Raw genomic sequence first — 15,874 nt, forward strand, 5'->3', positions numbered from 1 at the left:
GAAGTGGTCTTTCATTTTTTTATCTTGCCCCAAAAAAAAAGACCAACTAATGTGGTCCTGTAAATGGCTTTTGGCTAACGTAACTAATCACAAGGTAGGCTTACCACCACCTTAACACAACAAAGTCGATGCGCACACTCTCCCTGTTAGCAACTATAACAAAATTTCTGTTGCTTACCTGCGCCATTATTACGGTTTTATCCTGCTCCACGGAGCAGAAAAAAAGTCTGCCAACCTATCGCATCGGCTACATGATCTGCAACAGTGAGAAAGAAACCCTGGATCGATTCATTCCACTTACGATCTACCTCGGCCAACAACTGAACGTGCAGTTCGAGGCAGTGGCAATCGACACCCTTAATTTTGGCAAAGAGATCGACAACCTGCACTTTACCCACACCAACTCGATCCTCTACATTATTTACAACCGTTTCAACGGACTTGACATCCTTGCCCTGGAAAAGCGTGGCGAATTAGGCGACCGCTCCAAGGGCTTGGTGGTCACGACCCAAAAAAGCGGTATCAAGAGCCTGGAAGACCTGAAGGGCAAGAGAATGATCTTCGGCCCGATGCTGGCGCCGACGACCTTCATGAGTCAAGTGTACGCCTTAAAAAAACTCGGGTTCGACATTGATACCGACCTGGCCTCCTACTCTTTTCCATCGGGTTCCTTCAAGCATGAAAAACTTATCTACTCCGTGGAGTTTGGAAAATACGATGCCGGCGCCTTTCCTTACCTCGACTTTGAAACAATGGAACAACAGGGGAAAATCAATCGAAATGACTATATCATCCTGGCGGAAGGTCCTCCTGTTCCCTACTGTAACTTCGCTGTCACCCAGAAAACAGACGAGAAACTTGCCCAGGAGTTCAAGAAAGTACTGCTGGGGATTCAGGCAGACCAGTTGGTCGAACTACCAAATGGAGAACGGGTCAACATCCTTGAACGTGCCCAACTAGACGGATTTACAGATGCGAGAGACTCCGACTTCGACCTGCTCAGACAAATGGCCAAGGAAACCAACATGCCGCCTTATCAGAAATACTAATCCGGTACACATTCAAGCCGAACGCTTTGTTGGCTGACTTATAATACAGCCCCTCGACATAACCCACTTACGCTTTCATCACTTACCGCGTGCCGTCACGGACTCAACGTAAATATTTACTGTAATTCCCCTTGATGGCAATTTAGAACAACTGAGGCCATCACAGCAAAATTCATTTTGGCCCGACGTTCTGTTCCCCACCTTTATACGACTGCTCACTTTCCTCAACGTTTCCACTCCGTTTCCGCTTCAGCGGCAAGGTATCAGGCAAGGAGTCCTTATCTATCTTCTTAGCCTTAACCTTGGCCTCTACTTCGGCACGTCGAACTTCTGGAATTGGGACCTTAAACATTGTGATATCAACATGTTCATAACTATGGCCGGCCAAACCGACAATATACGAGGCAGGCTCATCCGATTCTCCGCCCACACCAATCGGCTTGTTATGGCCCAGCGTCCCCATGAGTCCACCTGGCTTCGGCCTCCCCGCAACAGTCAACTCCTTTCTGGCAACAAAAAAATACTTCCCGGGAGGAATTTTAAGTTCATATTTTCCGGTCAGATCAGTCTCCTTGGAGATAAACAGCCCTTTTGGGTTATCCAGGTCTTGTTTTACAACCACTACGGCATTCTGCACCCCACGACCCTCTTCATCAATTATCCGCCCGGCAACAGTAAAAAACATCGTTAACTCTGGAAATTTCTCAGGCTCTTTAACCGAAATGGTGCCAACATCAATCGTTTCTCCGGCTTTAACAACCACCACAAGGTATTTTCCCTCTGCGTCAAATGCAGAATACCTTTTTTCATTCTCCTTAGGCGGCCCACCCACCCAGCGTTCCCTTGGCAGTACACCAAGATAGTAGCTGCCCGCAGGAAACCAGTCCGTTTCCAATACCCCCCCTTCCTGCAAAAAAGCAATCATGGCAGGGGATCGTTTACTCGCTCCGAAATCCATGGGATCGCCTTTATTACTATCAAAAAAAGAGACAAAACCCTTGGAAAGCGGAGCGCCTGCCACATCGACAATCTTACCCTTGACCTTACCCAAATCGGCAGGAACAGCATCACCTTCCGCAATCGCATCCTGAACAGAACAACACATCAGCATAAAAACCGACACAAAATAGAAAATTCTTTTCATTGTCATGATGAGACCTTTTAGTATTGTAATTTTCGACCTGACGATCAACCATCAAGGTAACCCGCAACACATCCCTTCAAGTTCCTGCCATCACTAAACAGGCTAATAAGAATTCATAGACCTTGTCAAACTAATACAATCTCACAATAGGGATAACTTGCTCAGGTTTACGGTTTACAGTTGACGGTGACTGGGTCCTGTTAATGACTGATGACACACTATCATGAGGTTCATGCGATGAATCATGACTAGTCATGATTCTTTTAACCGTAAACCGATAACTGACTACCATTGACCTTCTAAGTTACAAATCATTTATCGATATCTATATCTAAATGAAATCAAAAAATTTTCTGACAATTTGTATCTTTCATAATAAATACCGGCGGCATCCCGGTTGGGAAGCTGTGTAGTTACAAATAGGGTTAGTTAGTTGTAAACTCCAATGCCTGTTGAGCAAAAGGTTCAAATAGTGCTCGACCTAATCCTGGTTCTATACGATCATCAAATATGGTGTCCCCCGGCTTATCGGTACCCCAGAAGTTATCACGGACATCAATATTTTCGCCCTTATTGAAATCACCCATTTTCAGGTTATATCTGGCATTGCTAAAAATATTGCTGTTGCTGATCTGCATCCCCCTGCCATCCTCTGCCCGGACCATAATCCCCACTTCGTTTTCAGCAATAATCGTGTTTCGCACCTCACCCCTGGCCTTGTTCAAGACCAACCCAAGGGCGTTTTCCCGGAAAATAGAGGAATTAACAACGACAGTTCCCCCCAGGCACAACATCATGCCGGTTTGATTATGAGTAAAACGCGTACTTACGACACGAAAATCAGAGGCATGGGTGTGCAGGGCTGTCTCACCATATTCAAAATCACAATAATCAAACACAGCCTGGGCCTTTTCCACCCTGATCTGGTGCCAGTGATCATCACCAGTACCATTTAGCCTGGTAAAGAGAATCCGCTGCTTTTCAGTGCCGATTGCCTCAATATTGCCATTGGCCCACATCCCCCGGTGGATTCCAAAGCGCACCGTTGTTCCCGGTGTAATACGCAAAGTGGTACCAGCACTCGTATCGACCCTTTGCAAGATCTGTATTTCTCCATCCCATACCGTATCCACTAGCACGTAGGGGACCGGCCAAGTAAAGGCAACTGGTTTTTCCAGCGCCATTTCATAATCAACAAGACCCAATCCGGCCTTATCTTTGCGATCGAAAATAATCTTCTCCATATCAACGCCACTGCCCCACCAGTTGTTCGGGGCAGAGATATCACTGACTCCATCCAAACCAATGGCATAAAGCCCATTGTTGACAAAATTATTCCCTTCAATCAAACCCTTAAAGGAAATAACCCCGATACCGCGCTCACCGTTATCCGCAAAATGATTGCCCTGGATCTCGGCGCTGGCAGTAAGTATGCTCATTCCATTTACGCCGTTTAATTGCACAAAATTCCTTGAAACCTTGATATTATCAGTGCCCTTTAAGGCAATTCCGATTTCTTGGTTATACGAGATAATATTATCGTGAAAGGAACCAAAATTGGCATAAGCAACTGTCAAACCATAGCGATTAGTGAGAATGGTGTTCTCCTTGACATCCAGGCCACCCTCACGAACCCGCAGCCCGTCGGATAAATTTCCGGAAAAAAGATTGCTGCTCACCTCACCCGTAATCCGGTACAAATTAGGCCCGAAATAATTGTCGAACACGCGGTTGCCGACAAAGCGCAGCTCAGAATCCCTTGCCCGAATTGCACTTTTATTCCCATAAATTTCCGTTCCCTTCACTTCAACTAACGACTCTTGGAACTGCATCCCTCGGTAGTTGCCGCGAAACACTGAATTCCCTACATATACGTTGGAAAAATGGATATGTAGCGCTCGATAGGCATCTTCAACCTGCACATGCTCCAAGATATTTTGAAATCCATCGCTGGTATAGATGTTGATCGCATCCCAGTCCCCAGCCTGCCGATCTTTTTCAGCCGAGCGAAAAATAATCGGTTTTTCCTTGGTGCCCTTAGCAACCAGCATCCCCATGACCAATAGGCCATTTTCACCAATGCCGTCTTCGTTGGTATCATTTTTCGTAAACTCGACAACAGTGCCGGGCATAATGATCAAACGACTGGTGGCGGGAATCCGAACCACACCGTTTACCCTCACCCTATTCTTCCAGATTACCGTTCCCAACAGAGATTCACTCTGGTATGGAGCATCCAGGGCAAGTTCAGGCAGGATATACTCTTTCCCTTCAGGCCGATATTGAGGCAAACCTGCCTGCAGAAAATCCTTCTGCTTATTATCGGAAAAACTGGTCTCCTGCTGCGTTGCTGCCCCATTATTCAACAAAACCAGGCCATAATCATTCCTCTGAAACGATGTTCGGGTAAACGTTGCTTTCGATTCAGCCGTAAGGATACTTACTCCGTAACGATTCCGCGAAAAAGAGGAATCCATTACCTCTGCCTGACCGAGGATAACGGTTAAACCGGATTCAGCCCCGGACACCTGGCACCAGGACATGCTGACCTTCCCCCCATCAACGATGAGGCCGGCCCATTCATGGTCAGAGTTGGCATCGACAGCATCAAAAATAATCGGCTTCTCCTTGGAGCCTTCGGCCTTCAAGTTGCCGCGCACTGTTATTTCGGTATAGGAGGAAAGGTACTCCGGTTCAGTGCGGGTGGTCTCAGAGGAATAGACTGTGACCTTGGTGCCGGGCGCAATAGTCAGAGTAGCGCCGGGAAGGATGAGCACATCCTCGGTGAGTTTCATCGCCCCGGACCAGACTGTGTCCTTGCTGATCAACAACTCACCCGCATATAACGAGTGAACACCAGCAAATAAAAAGAGCGATAGTGCGATTAATGTTCGGATCATGGAAGTATAATTCCCGCTAAACTATTAAAATTATTGTGCACAGACACCATCCGCGTTTCCACCGACAAAAAAACCCTAAGAAAAACATTATGTCTTGTCAATTTAAACTAAATGACAAAAAAAAAGCACAAGACCACCTCAATTAGGTATTCTTGTACTCTCTTCTGGATAACAATAAAAATCAAATCATCAAGCTATTTGTGGAATTAACAATCTCTCTAAATGAGTTTTTCCTTAACTAGAAAGTCCTTAGCAACCCTGGCAGGCTTATGGCCCTTTTCCTTCACCAGATCAAGGAGGGTGGCATTTGTCACCGGATCAATTTTTCCAACCAATTTATTCAATAACCTCGGCAAGGCCGGGAACTTTTCCAAAACAACCTGAGCAAGCGCAGGGGAGAATGTACCACTCCGCATACTATCAGCCCCAACAGCAGGCACAATTGACTCAAGAAGAATCAGCTGCATATCGTCTCGGTAAATCGCCTTTGCCGCCTCATAGCGCTCTGTGCTCTCCGCCGCTACCTTCTGCCCACGAACCAACAAAACTTCATTAATATCGACAAGGATCAGCTCAACCTGCTTTTCAGCAATAGCACTATGCAGCTCTTTATCGGTGGAATAATATTTGATAAGCGCCTTAGTGCCCGTACGTTCATGAATGAATATTGACACAACATGGGCGAAAAGCTGCCCCTCCGCAGAATCAATGGCACCAACATTAATATCAAGATTTACGCAGGCAGAACCAGTAGTCGAAAATGCCAGAAATAACCAGACAACAGAAATAAATAATGCTCGTTTCATAATATTATCAACAAATTAATTTTGTAAAATGACTCAGGAAAAACATAAACAATTACGTCTGCACCAATAAATTTCGTTCTGCTCACAAAAAAAGTTAATCATTGACGACGGTTTCTTCCACAGGTTTATTCTTTACACCAACAAGTATCACCTCAAGGTTATCGAGATTACCTGCCACCTTAATTGGCTGGTCAGCCTTATAACGTTGATCAGATGTCAAGGAAACAGCCGCCCCCAGATTATAATTGCCATTTGGAAGATAGACAATAAATCGACCATCATTCTCAGTCGAGGCTGAGAAAAAGTCGGGAACCGAGAGGGGCGATTGATGCTTATTGGCAAAGGCAAAGACATCCGTCAAAGGCTCACCTTTATCATTGATGACTCTTCCACTAACCTTATTAAGATCCTCTCGTTTTTTTGACTTATTTTTAATCGTGTCGAGAAGGTCCATAACCGTAAAATCAAGTTCCAGCACTTCTCCAGGGGTTACCTCAATCTCAATCGGGTCTCCAGAAAATTTATCCTCAATCATCAATGGCCCCATATCAAAAGTGGCATTGCTTTTTAAACGAGCCAACACCCAAAATTGACCTGGTGGAACCTCTTTCTCGCAATAGCCGTTCTGATCCGTTACCGGCGAGACCAAATCAACAGCCCGTTTAGTGTCCGCGCTATCATAAAAAAATATGTATGCCCCTTTTACCGGTTTTTTATCCACATCAGTGACACGCGCTTTCACAAGCGCCATATTCTTGATGGTTTCAGCGCTGACATTGATGCTCATCGCCCAAAAAGCGGTGAACCAGAAAAATAGTATGACTGACTTCTTCATTATGGCTCTACTCCCTATTATTCCCAAGGCTCTATTTTTATATCAAATTTTTCCGGTGCCGATGGTTCAAATTCAACAACACCAATACCGGCATCGTTGGTATCATCCCAGAACATGGCTGCTGGATCAGCAATTCCCCACCAGTTATCGCGGGCATTGACGTTATGGCCTTCGTTAAAATCACCCATGCGTATATTATAACGACTGTTGGCAAAGATATTGTTTAACCGTACAACCATGCCACCCCGACGTTCAGCCCGGACCATGATTCCCATCTCGTTTTTAGTGAAGATATTTTTTTCAATTACCCCTTTTGCTAGATAAAAAACCATCCCATAAACATTTTCAACAAAGTAAGATTCAGTTACCAATATGGGACCGCCGCGGGCCCGAAAGCCGCTGTCATTTCTTCTAAACCGACAATTATTAACTTCTACATTGGAAAAATGACTATGGAGAGCCATATTACCGTTTTGAAAATCACAGAATTTAAAAACCGCAGAATTTTTTTCCGTAGTGATTTGATCCCAATAGAGTTGATCTTCCGTCTCTTTTTCGGCAGTAAACAAAATACGTTTATCAGGTAAACCGACAGCCTCGAATTTTCCAAAAAGCCAAAGGCTGACATCTTTACCAAATTTTATAACAGAACCAGGCTTAACCGACAAAAAAGAACCCATCTGCGTATCAACCCGTTGTGGCAGAATAAACTCACCATCCCACACCGTATCCACCAAAATTTGGGGGACCGGCCAAGTAAAGGCAATCGGTTTTTCCAGCGCAATTTCATAATCAACAAGGCCCAATCCGGCCTTATCTTTACGATCGAAAATAATCTTCTCCATATCAACGCCACTGCCCCACCAGTTGTTCGGGGCAGAGATGTCACTGACTCCATCCAAACCAATGGCATAAAGCCCATTGTTGACAAAATTATTCCCTTCAATGACCCCCTTAAAGGAAATGATCCCTATACCGCGCTCACCGTTATCCGAAAAATGATTCCCCCGGATCTCAGCGCTGGCATTAAGCAAGCTCATTCCATTGGCGCCATTTAACTGCACAAAATTTCCTGAAACCTTGATATTGTCAGTGCCCTTTAAGGCGATTCCCATTTCTTGATTATGAGAAATAATATTATTGTGAAAGGAACCAAAATTGGCATACGCAACTGTCAAACCATAACGATTAGTGACAATGGTATTCTCTTTGACATCCAAACCACCCTCACGAATCCGCAACCCGTCAGATAAATTCCCGGAAAAAATATTACCACTCACCTCACCCGTAATCCGGTACAAATTAGGTCCGGAATAATTATCAAACACTCGATTACCGGCAAAACGAAGTTCCGAATCCCTTGCCCGAATTGCACTTTTATTCCCATAAATTTCCGTTCCCTTCACCTCAACTAACGACTCTTGGAACTGCATCCCGCGATAGTTGCCACGCAAAACTGAATTTCCTACATATACGTTGGAAAAATGGATATGTAGCGCTCGATAGGCATCTTCAACCTGCACATGCTCCAAGATGTTTTGAAATCCATCACTGGTATAGATATTAATAGCATCCCAATCACCAGCCTTCCGTTCTTTTTCCGCCGATCGGAAAATAATCGGTTGCTCCTTGGTGCCCTTAGCAACCAGCATCCCCATAACCAACAGGCCATTTTCACCGATGCCGTCTTCGTTGGTATCATTTTTCGTGAACTCGACTACCGTGCCGGGCATAATGATCAAACGACTGGTGGAGGGGATACGAACCACACCGCTTACCCTCACCCTGTTCTTCCAAATTACTGTGCCCAACAGGGATTCACTCTGGTACGGAGCATCCTGGGCAAGTTCGGGCAGGATATACTCTTTCCCTTCAGGCCGATATTGAGGCAGGCCTGCCTGAAGAAAATCCTTCTGCTTATTATCGGAAAAACTGGTCTCCTGCTGAGTTACTACCCCCTTATTCAATAGGACCAGTCCATAATCATTCTTCTGAAACGATGTTCGGGTAAACGCTGCTTTCGATTCAGTAGTAACGATGCTTGCTCCGTATCGATTCCGCGAAAAAGAGGAATCTATTACCTGTACCTGGCCCCGGATAACGGTTAAACCAGATTCAGCCCCGGACACTTGGCACCAGGAGATGCTGGCCTTGCCCCCATCAACGATAAGGCCGGCCCATTCATGGTCAGAGTTGGCATCAACCGCATCAAAAATGATCGGATTCTCCCTGGAGCCTTCGGCCTTCAAGTTGCCGCGCACAGTTATCTCAGTATAGGAAGAAAGGAACTCCGGTTCGGTACGGGTGGTCTCGGAGGAATGGACTGTGATCTTGGTGCCGGGCTCAATAATCAGAGTAGCGCCGGGTAAAATGAGTACATCCTCGGTCAGTTTCACTTCCCCTGACCAGACTGTATCCTTGCTGATCAGCAACTCCTCGGCATGCAACGAGTGAACATCAGCAAAAAAGATGAGCGATAGTGCAATAAATAATCGGATCATAGATTAGGAAGAATGTAGAAATAAAAAATGCAGAAAAAAAAAGCACGTAACATACGGACATGCTTTGCAAGCAATGCCCCTTACATTCCGTGCTTTCGGTGATCATACTATTATATTCTTTCTTCAGTGGCCTAGAACAGTTACTTTTGTGTACTATACAGTACATTAAAACATGCTGGTGTTAATAAGCCTTACTGTCTGATGATCTCACACCATGCAACTAATCAATTTCATATATACCAGTCAATACACTTACATCTTCCTAATCTCTAAATACTACTTTTCGCCACCACGAACCGGCCAAACGTAAGCATTAACCAATTTCCCTGAACCAAGCCAATAGCCAAAGTTCATCTGCACTCGCCATGCGTGTTCCAGGTGATTAGCACGGGTTGTGGAAGACCAGTAGTTGTACCCTTCGACATTCTCGAAGCCTTGGGTATTCAGCCAGGCGGCAGAATCAGCCATTTCCTTATTGGGCAGCAAACCCAATTCAACTATGTTCGGCAGGCGCCAGTCGGTCTGGCCACAGAGCCCTCCCTTGGCATTCATCGCCGTGACCCAATTGAGCGCATCCTGCCACGGCATCGGTCCATTGGGCAAATTGGCATTTCTGGCCCACACCAAACCGGTTAAGTTATCAGTTACGCACTCGCCATTTGCCTCGAAACGCGGCTCAGGCCAGGCCTCACCGATCTGAGTTTCACCGTTCATCCCAGTGCCAGCGCAGTCAATCTTAACACCACCATTATCATAGCAGCTGGTTTGACCGGTCTTCGGCAAGCTGATAGTCCCACCCGCCATGGCGCTTAATGATCCAATTGCTATAAAGGCCACGACAGCCAGAGAAATTATTGCTTTTTTTGTATTCATACCAGTCGCCTCATCATTTGTTATATATTAGTGAGTATACTAAAAAAGATTATTCTTTCCATAAAAATGCTGTCGCACAAAACATTTATTTCCTGCTTCACACCGGTCAGGAATTAGCTAACTCTTGTTTAACCATCGTATCACGATGGTGTGACCTGCTAACAGCAATACTTCAAACATACCAATTATCAAGTTTCAAAATACGTCCTTCCCACAATGCTTTTACACAGAAATCCATAACCTTTAGGATGCCCGATGGTCATTCGAGCATAGACGTCACACAGTACATTTGCTTGAGACCACCAAGGACCAAACATGATTTTGTGATGGAAGGTTTTATCAGGACCTTCCATCACACGGCGATTAATCATTAATAATCCACTGCCATCAATTGCCTTCACTCAGGGTGAAGTAAGTCGGGCCGCTCGGTGTAGTGCTAAAAGTTGAGCCCCACAACAGAGCCGGACGACCACTGCCATTATCTGTAAAGCTGATGACTAACACAACCCGATTGCCACTGGCTACGTTAAATTGAGGATTGTTCAGGGTAAGATTGACCTGCTGGCTGGCGGTAGTGTTGGCCATATTAACGGTTGCGGTACCCTTAACGCCACCGACAAAGCCAGTGGTATTATTGTACTCGTAAATATCAACCTTCACAAAATCACCACTAGTGGCAGCATTGGCCAAATAGGCGCTTACCCTGGCCGTAGCATTTGCCGCAATTGTAGTGGCCGTGCCGTAGGCCGGAGTGTAGACCCTGGCATATTCCCATGTGCCGGTAAAGGCAGCACCAGAACGGATACGGTTACGAGTAGTTCCGGACTCTGTTCCACTGCCAATGGCGGTCTGCTCCGCTAGATCCCGGAACTCGTTGGTGGTGTTGGTCGCTGTTAAGCTGGCTCCGACACTGCCAGTATCAAGATTGTCAGAACCATTTGTGCCGAGATCAGTGCCAGTCCCGGTGTTCATATGATACTCGTAATTGGTCCAGGCAGGTGCGTCATTATCGGTAATAGTAGTGGTGACCGTCACATCAGCGCCATTGACCAAACCGCCGGTAGTGCTGGTAACCGTCAGAATTATTGTCTCCGACGACTCAGTTACCGCATCATCCACCACGTTGATAGTGATGGTTTTATTGGCACTATCACCTGCAGCCCAGCTAAATACTGAGCTTGAAAGTGTATAGTCAGCCCCATTACTCGCTGTGCCAGTAGCAGTGACCGTAGCAGTAACCGCACCCACAGAGCCACCGGTCCGGCTGGCGGTAATAATTACCGCACCGACCGCTTCGCTCACCGAGGCATCGGTGGTGGTTATATTCACCGTTCCCGGACTGTCATTATCAACAATGGTAGTGGTTACGGTAAGATTAGTGCCGTTAACCAATCCGCCGGTGGTGCTGGTAACCGTCAGGATCACCGTCTCTGAAGTCTCTGTTAGCGCATCGTCTACCACGTTGATGGTGATGGCCTTGTCGGCCGTATCGCCGGAAGCCCAGCTAAATACCGTGCTTGACAGGGTATAGTCAGCGCCGTTACTCGCCGTGCCACTGGCTGTGACTGTGGCAGTAACCGCACCAGCAGAGCCTGCGGTCCGGCTGGCGCTAATAATCACCGCACCGACCGCTTCACTCACCGAGGCGCTGGTGGTAGTAATATTCACAGTACCTGGCTGATCATCATCAATAATGGTCAACACTGCCGTACTCGGTGAACCAAGGGTAGCTCCTCCGGTATTTCCAGACAGGGTGATATTAACGGTTTCATTGGCTTCAGTGATTGCATCATTAATGATACTGATGTTGAAGGTTTTAGCCGTGGTATCACCGTCAGCCCAGTTGAGGGTACCGGAAGTAGCGGTATAATCGGAACCTGCCGCAGCAGTCCCGTTTGAGGTTACATAATTAACCGCCACTGCTCCACTACCGCCATTACGAGTGACCGTGACGGTCACGGTTCCGCCAGCCTCCCCCACCGAATAAGTGGAGGCAGAAAGGGCGATGGCGCCAGGATTCAAGGCATTATTCACCACCGGGAATCCGAGCACACTCGGAGCACCGGTACCGGTGCTCCGAACATCCACAGTGGTGGGGATCGGAGCAATACCAGCTACAGTCTTCTCGCAGTAACCGGTAATAGAGTTAAGAGTCATGGCCCCACGATTGACAGCGCCCGGCTGGGTAGTAACGGAAAGCAGACCACACCCCTGATCATTTTTGGCAATGACTATCAGTTGACCGCTAGCATTGACCTCGGCCGAGTTGACGAACACCCGATCATTGGGTGATGCCAAGGCGGTGAAGTACGGGATCTGTGTGGTGTCAGCAGGCTTATTAGCCACATTGAATCGAGTGTACGGGGCAGTGAAGGAGAGGGTATACCCCTTGGTCGCCCACTGGCCACCAGCCGTAGAACTGGTAGCTGCTGTGGTGTATTGCGTTGCCACAGCGGAACCACCATAACCCATTTTTTCTGCGCCAGGCTGTACTGCCGGGTAAGGCTGACCGGTAGTTGGGAAGGCCGATGTCGTGCTGTCAAACCAACTCCGAAGCGCCAAGTTGATGACCGAGTTATTGGAGACAACCGCAGAAGCATTGGCCCAATGACCGGAAGAACCATAATACAGGCGAGCGTTATTAGTACGCGTAGCAGCGTTACGACCAGTCAGAGCGTTATTCATCGGGTAGCCCTGAGCTGTCCCCGGGGTTGAGAACCGTTTAAAATTACGATGGCCCGGATGATAGAACTGGAATACAAGCGGCAGAGCATTACCACTCGCCTCATTGATCGGCATGGCATTAACACCGGAACCCCAGCCACCTTCGGTCGCAGAGCCGACAGCACCGGCGGCAACCCCGTTATAGAGACCACCAGCAAGAACGGGCTTGCGGGTGTACCCTGCGATAGCGGTAGAATCCCACCAGACCTTATCGACAATGCTCCCCCTGACAACAGAACCTGGGAAGCCATGGAAAGGCGCGACCACCGGGGCCTGACGCACTCCATTATTGTAGACTCTGCCACCATGGCAATCAAAACACATCCGGTAGTCGTTGATCGCACTGCCGGTTACCCCGGCAATGGTGTGCGAGGTAACCACACCGGCAGTTGTAACACCGGCGGTAGTCCCCTTGATATTGGTCAACTTGGTCGGCCGCAGACCATTGCCATTACCAAGCCTCAGACTGTAAACCACAATCTGGCCGGTTTCGTTGTTAATATTGACATGACAGGTCTTACAGGCAAGCTGCGATGGAGACGCAGGACCAACACCAGTTGCGACCGTACCATCGTGACAGGACTGACAGGTACCAGCCGTGGTCAGGGAGCTGGTATGGTGCATGGCCTTCTTGGTTGCAGTATGACACTGGACGCAGTTACCTCCTCCATCATTAGTCGCTGCCGTACCAGGATTCATGGTGGTGACGCCCTTGGTACCGGGCGCTGTCACCAACGTGCCGTTATAGGCAGGAGCAGCAACAATCCGATGACAGGTGGTACAATCGTCATGGACTTTGGGATCGCCAGCAGCAACTGGAGCCGCCTTGCCAGCAAGGGCAGGAGTCAAACTGTGGCAGCCCTTACAGTTAGCAGGTGTATCTTTAACCAGATTCACATGATCTGAATTGGCATGGCAAGCAATACAGTTACTGGCATTATACGTGACGCTTCCGGTATTGTTATGGTGGATACCACCGATGGAAGCCGGAGTGACATTGACATTGGCAACATTATGACAGGTCAGGCAGGTAACACTGGCGTGCGGCGCAGCGCCGATGCCGAGGAGTGCGTTGCCATCACCGTTGACGCCAACCTTGGCTGTGCCTGTGCCGCCGGAAGCTGTGGCATGACACATGGTGCAGCTATTCTTGTGAATACCAGCAACCACGCCCAGGCCGCCATCGCTATGACATCCACTGCAGCTGGCATGGGTAGCAAAGTGAGTGGCATCATGGCCGCCATGGGTGGCAGGGGAGGTCTTTGCAGAATGACAGGACAGGCACGCAGTCGGGTTAGCCTTAACTGAGATCGCGGTAATAACCTCGGCTCGAACGCTACTGTGACACGTGCTGCAAACACCCAGATGCTCGGCATAGACCGAGGCCCAAGTGGTAAGGCCACTCGGGCTCGGAATATGACAGGTACTGCACAGCGAACCAGGCGCTGCTTGGGACTTATCATTAGCAGTCTGCGTTACAGTGTGAGCATGAGTATGACTGTTAAAATACTCACCATGGCAGATGAAGCAGTTACCACCACCGTTGGTGCCACCGTTATCGCCGCCATTCTTACCGGAAGCCGATCCAATCAGACGACCGTTCAAGCCATGACAGGCAGAACAGGAGTCATGAACCTTCGGATCGCTAGGACTAACCGTATTACCCACTGCCGTATGACAGGTGGAACAGTTGACGTAAGACGCCACCATGGTGGTATGCGCAACTGCCTGGTGGAAGCCGTTGAAGCCCAAAGTATGACAAGCCTCACAGGTACCGCCGCCGTTATTGGAACCGGCGCCACCGTTCGGCATAGCCTGGGCACGGCCATAGGCCACCTTCAACACACCGTTGGCATCATGACATGAGGAACAGGCATCATGGATCTTATTATTAGCACCATTAACCGGAGCAGTAGTCGTTGTCCCGGCGTTTCCAGTGTGACAATCCGCGCAATTAGTCGCCATGGAAACAAGAGCAACATGATTGGCATTGGCATGGCTGACAAAGTACTGACCATGACAACCCACACAATTACCAGCCGCCATGGCGATAACTGATGCTGCAGTTGCCGGATCATTGGCTGCGGCTACGCTCTTTAAGGCGCCCGTGGCGCTATGACAGGTGGTGCAGGCGTCATGAACCTTATTGTTGGCGAGATCTACCGGCGCTCCACTTGCTGTGCCAGCAGTTGCCGTATGACAACCTGTACATTCACTTGAACCAGCAATGGTGAGTACATGGGTGTAAGTCGTGTGAGTTACACTGCCATGACAACCCACGCAGTTACCAGTTGCAGGCATGGCGGTAACTGTAGCGGCGGTGGCCGGGTCGTTGGCCTCAACTACGCTCTTCAAGGCGCCGCTGGAAGTATGACACGTTGTACACGCGTCATGAACCTTATTGTTAGACGGATTAACTGGCACTCCACTTGCCGTACCAGCAGTCGCCGTATGGCAACCGGTACATTCGCTGGAATTGCCAACCGTAAGCGCATGGGTATAGGTTGTATGACTAATGGCGCCGTGGCAGGTAACACAGTTTCCTGTCGTCATAGCGATGACCGTGGCTGCGGTAGCCGGGTCGTTCGCCACAGCGACGCTCTTCAAGGCGCCAGTGGAGGTATGACAGGTGGTACAAGCATCATGGACTTTATTGGCAGCAGGATTAACCGGGATTCCGCTTACCGTACCGGCAGTCGCAGTATGACAACCAATACAATCAGCAGAACCTGATACCCGAACATCATGCGGCATATCCGTATGACTCACCGAACCGTGACACACAACGCAGTTGCCAGACGCCATCGCGATCACTGTAGCCTTAGTGGCCGGGTCATTTGCTTCGGCTAATGCCTTCAAGGCTCCGGTGGCGCTATGACAGGTGGTACAGGCGTCATGGACCTTGTTGCTTGATGGATTAACCGGAACACCACTTGCCGTACCGGCAGTTGCTGTATGACAGTCAGTACATTCAATAGATCCTGCAACCGTGGTGGCGTGGGTGTAAGTCGTATGGCTGATGCTGCCGTGACAACCGACACA

At 48.3% G+C, this 15,874-nt stretch carries 8 protein-coding genes; 1 reads left to right on the top strand and 7 read right to left on the bottom strand.

Going from position 1 to position 15,874, the window contains the following annotated elements; all coding sequences use genetic code 11:
• Positions 1-128: 128 nt before the first annotated feature.
• Complete coding sequence (locus tag FP815_13270; protein ID MBA3015895.1) at positions 129-1,049, top strand: phosphate/phosphite/phosphonate ABC transporter substrate-binding protein; 921 nt, start codon at positions 129-131, stop codon at positions 1,047-1,049.
• A 172-nt stretch (positions 1,050-1,221) separates the two neighbouring features.
• Here the strand turns inward: FP815_13270 and FP815_13275 are convergent, their stop codons facing one another.
• The 7 genes from FP815_13275 to FP815_13305 all read right to left on the bottom strand — a co-directional run.
• Positions 1,222-2,199 (bottom strand): carboxypeptidase regulatory-like domain-containing protein, encoded by a 978-nt coding sequence (locus FP815_13275; protein ID MBA3015896.1) that lies wholly within the window; start codon positions 2,197-2,199, stop codon positions 1,222-1,224.
• A 419-nt stretch (positions 2,200-2,618) separates the two neighbouring features.
• Positions 2,619-5,093 (bottom strand): right-handed parallel beta-helix repeat-containing protein, encoded by a 2,475-nt coding sequence (locus FP815_13280; GenBank protein MBA3015897.1) that lies wholly within the window; start codon positions 5,091-5,093, stop codon positions 2,619-2,621.
• Positions 5,094-5,311: 218 nt separating this feature from the next.
• Entirely contained in the window at positions 5,312-5,899 is a 588-nt protein-coding gene (locus tag FP815_13285) for a hypothetical protein (protein MBA3015898.1), read from the bottom strand.
• Between the two features lie 94 nt (positions 5,900-5,993).
• The gene (locus tag FP815_13290; protein MBA3015899.1) at positions 5,994-6,734 is read right to left on the bottom strand and encodes a hypothetical protein; all 741 of its coding nucleotides are present in this window, start codon (positions 6,732-6,734) and stop codon (positions 5,994-5,996) included.
• 17 nt (positions 6,735-6,751) lie between these two features.
• A complete protein-coding gene (locus FP815_13295; protein ID MBA3015900.1) occupies positions 6,752-9,235 on the bottom strand; it encodes a right-handed parallel beta-helix repeat-containing protein in 2,484 nt (827 codons plus the stop codon).
• A 276-nt stretch (positions 9,236-9,511) separates the two neighbouring features.
• Entirely contained in the window at positions 9,512-10,108 is a 597-nt protein-coding gene (locus FP815_13300; GenBank protein MBA3015901.1) for a DUF1566 domain-containing protein, read from the bottom strand.
• A gap of 387 nt (positions 10,109-10,495) precedes the next feature.
• The coding region (locus FP815_13305) for a hypothetical protein (protein ID MBA3015902.1) at positions 10,496-15,874 on the bottom strand (5,379 nt) is incomplete at its 5' end.

It is taken from the genome of Desulfobulbaceae bacterium, from assembly GCA_013792005.1.
Taxonomy (GTDB): Bacteria; Desulfobacterota; Desulfobulbia; order Desulfobulbales; family VMSU01; genus VMSU01.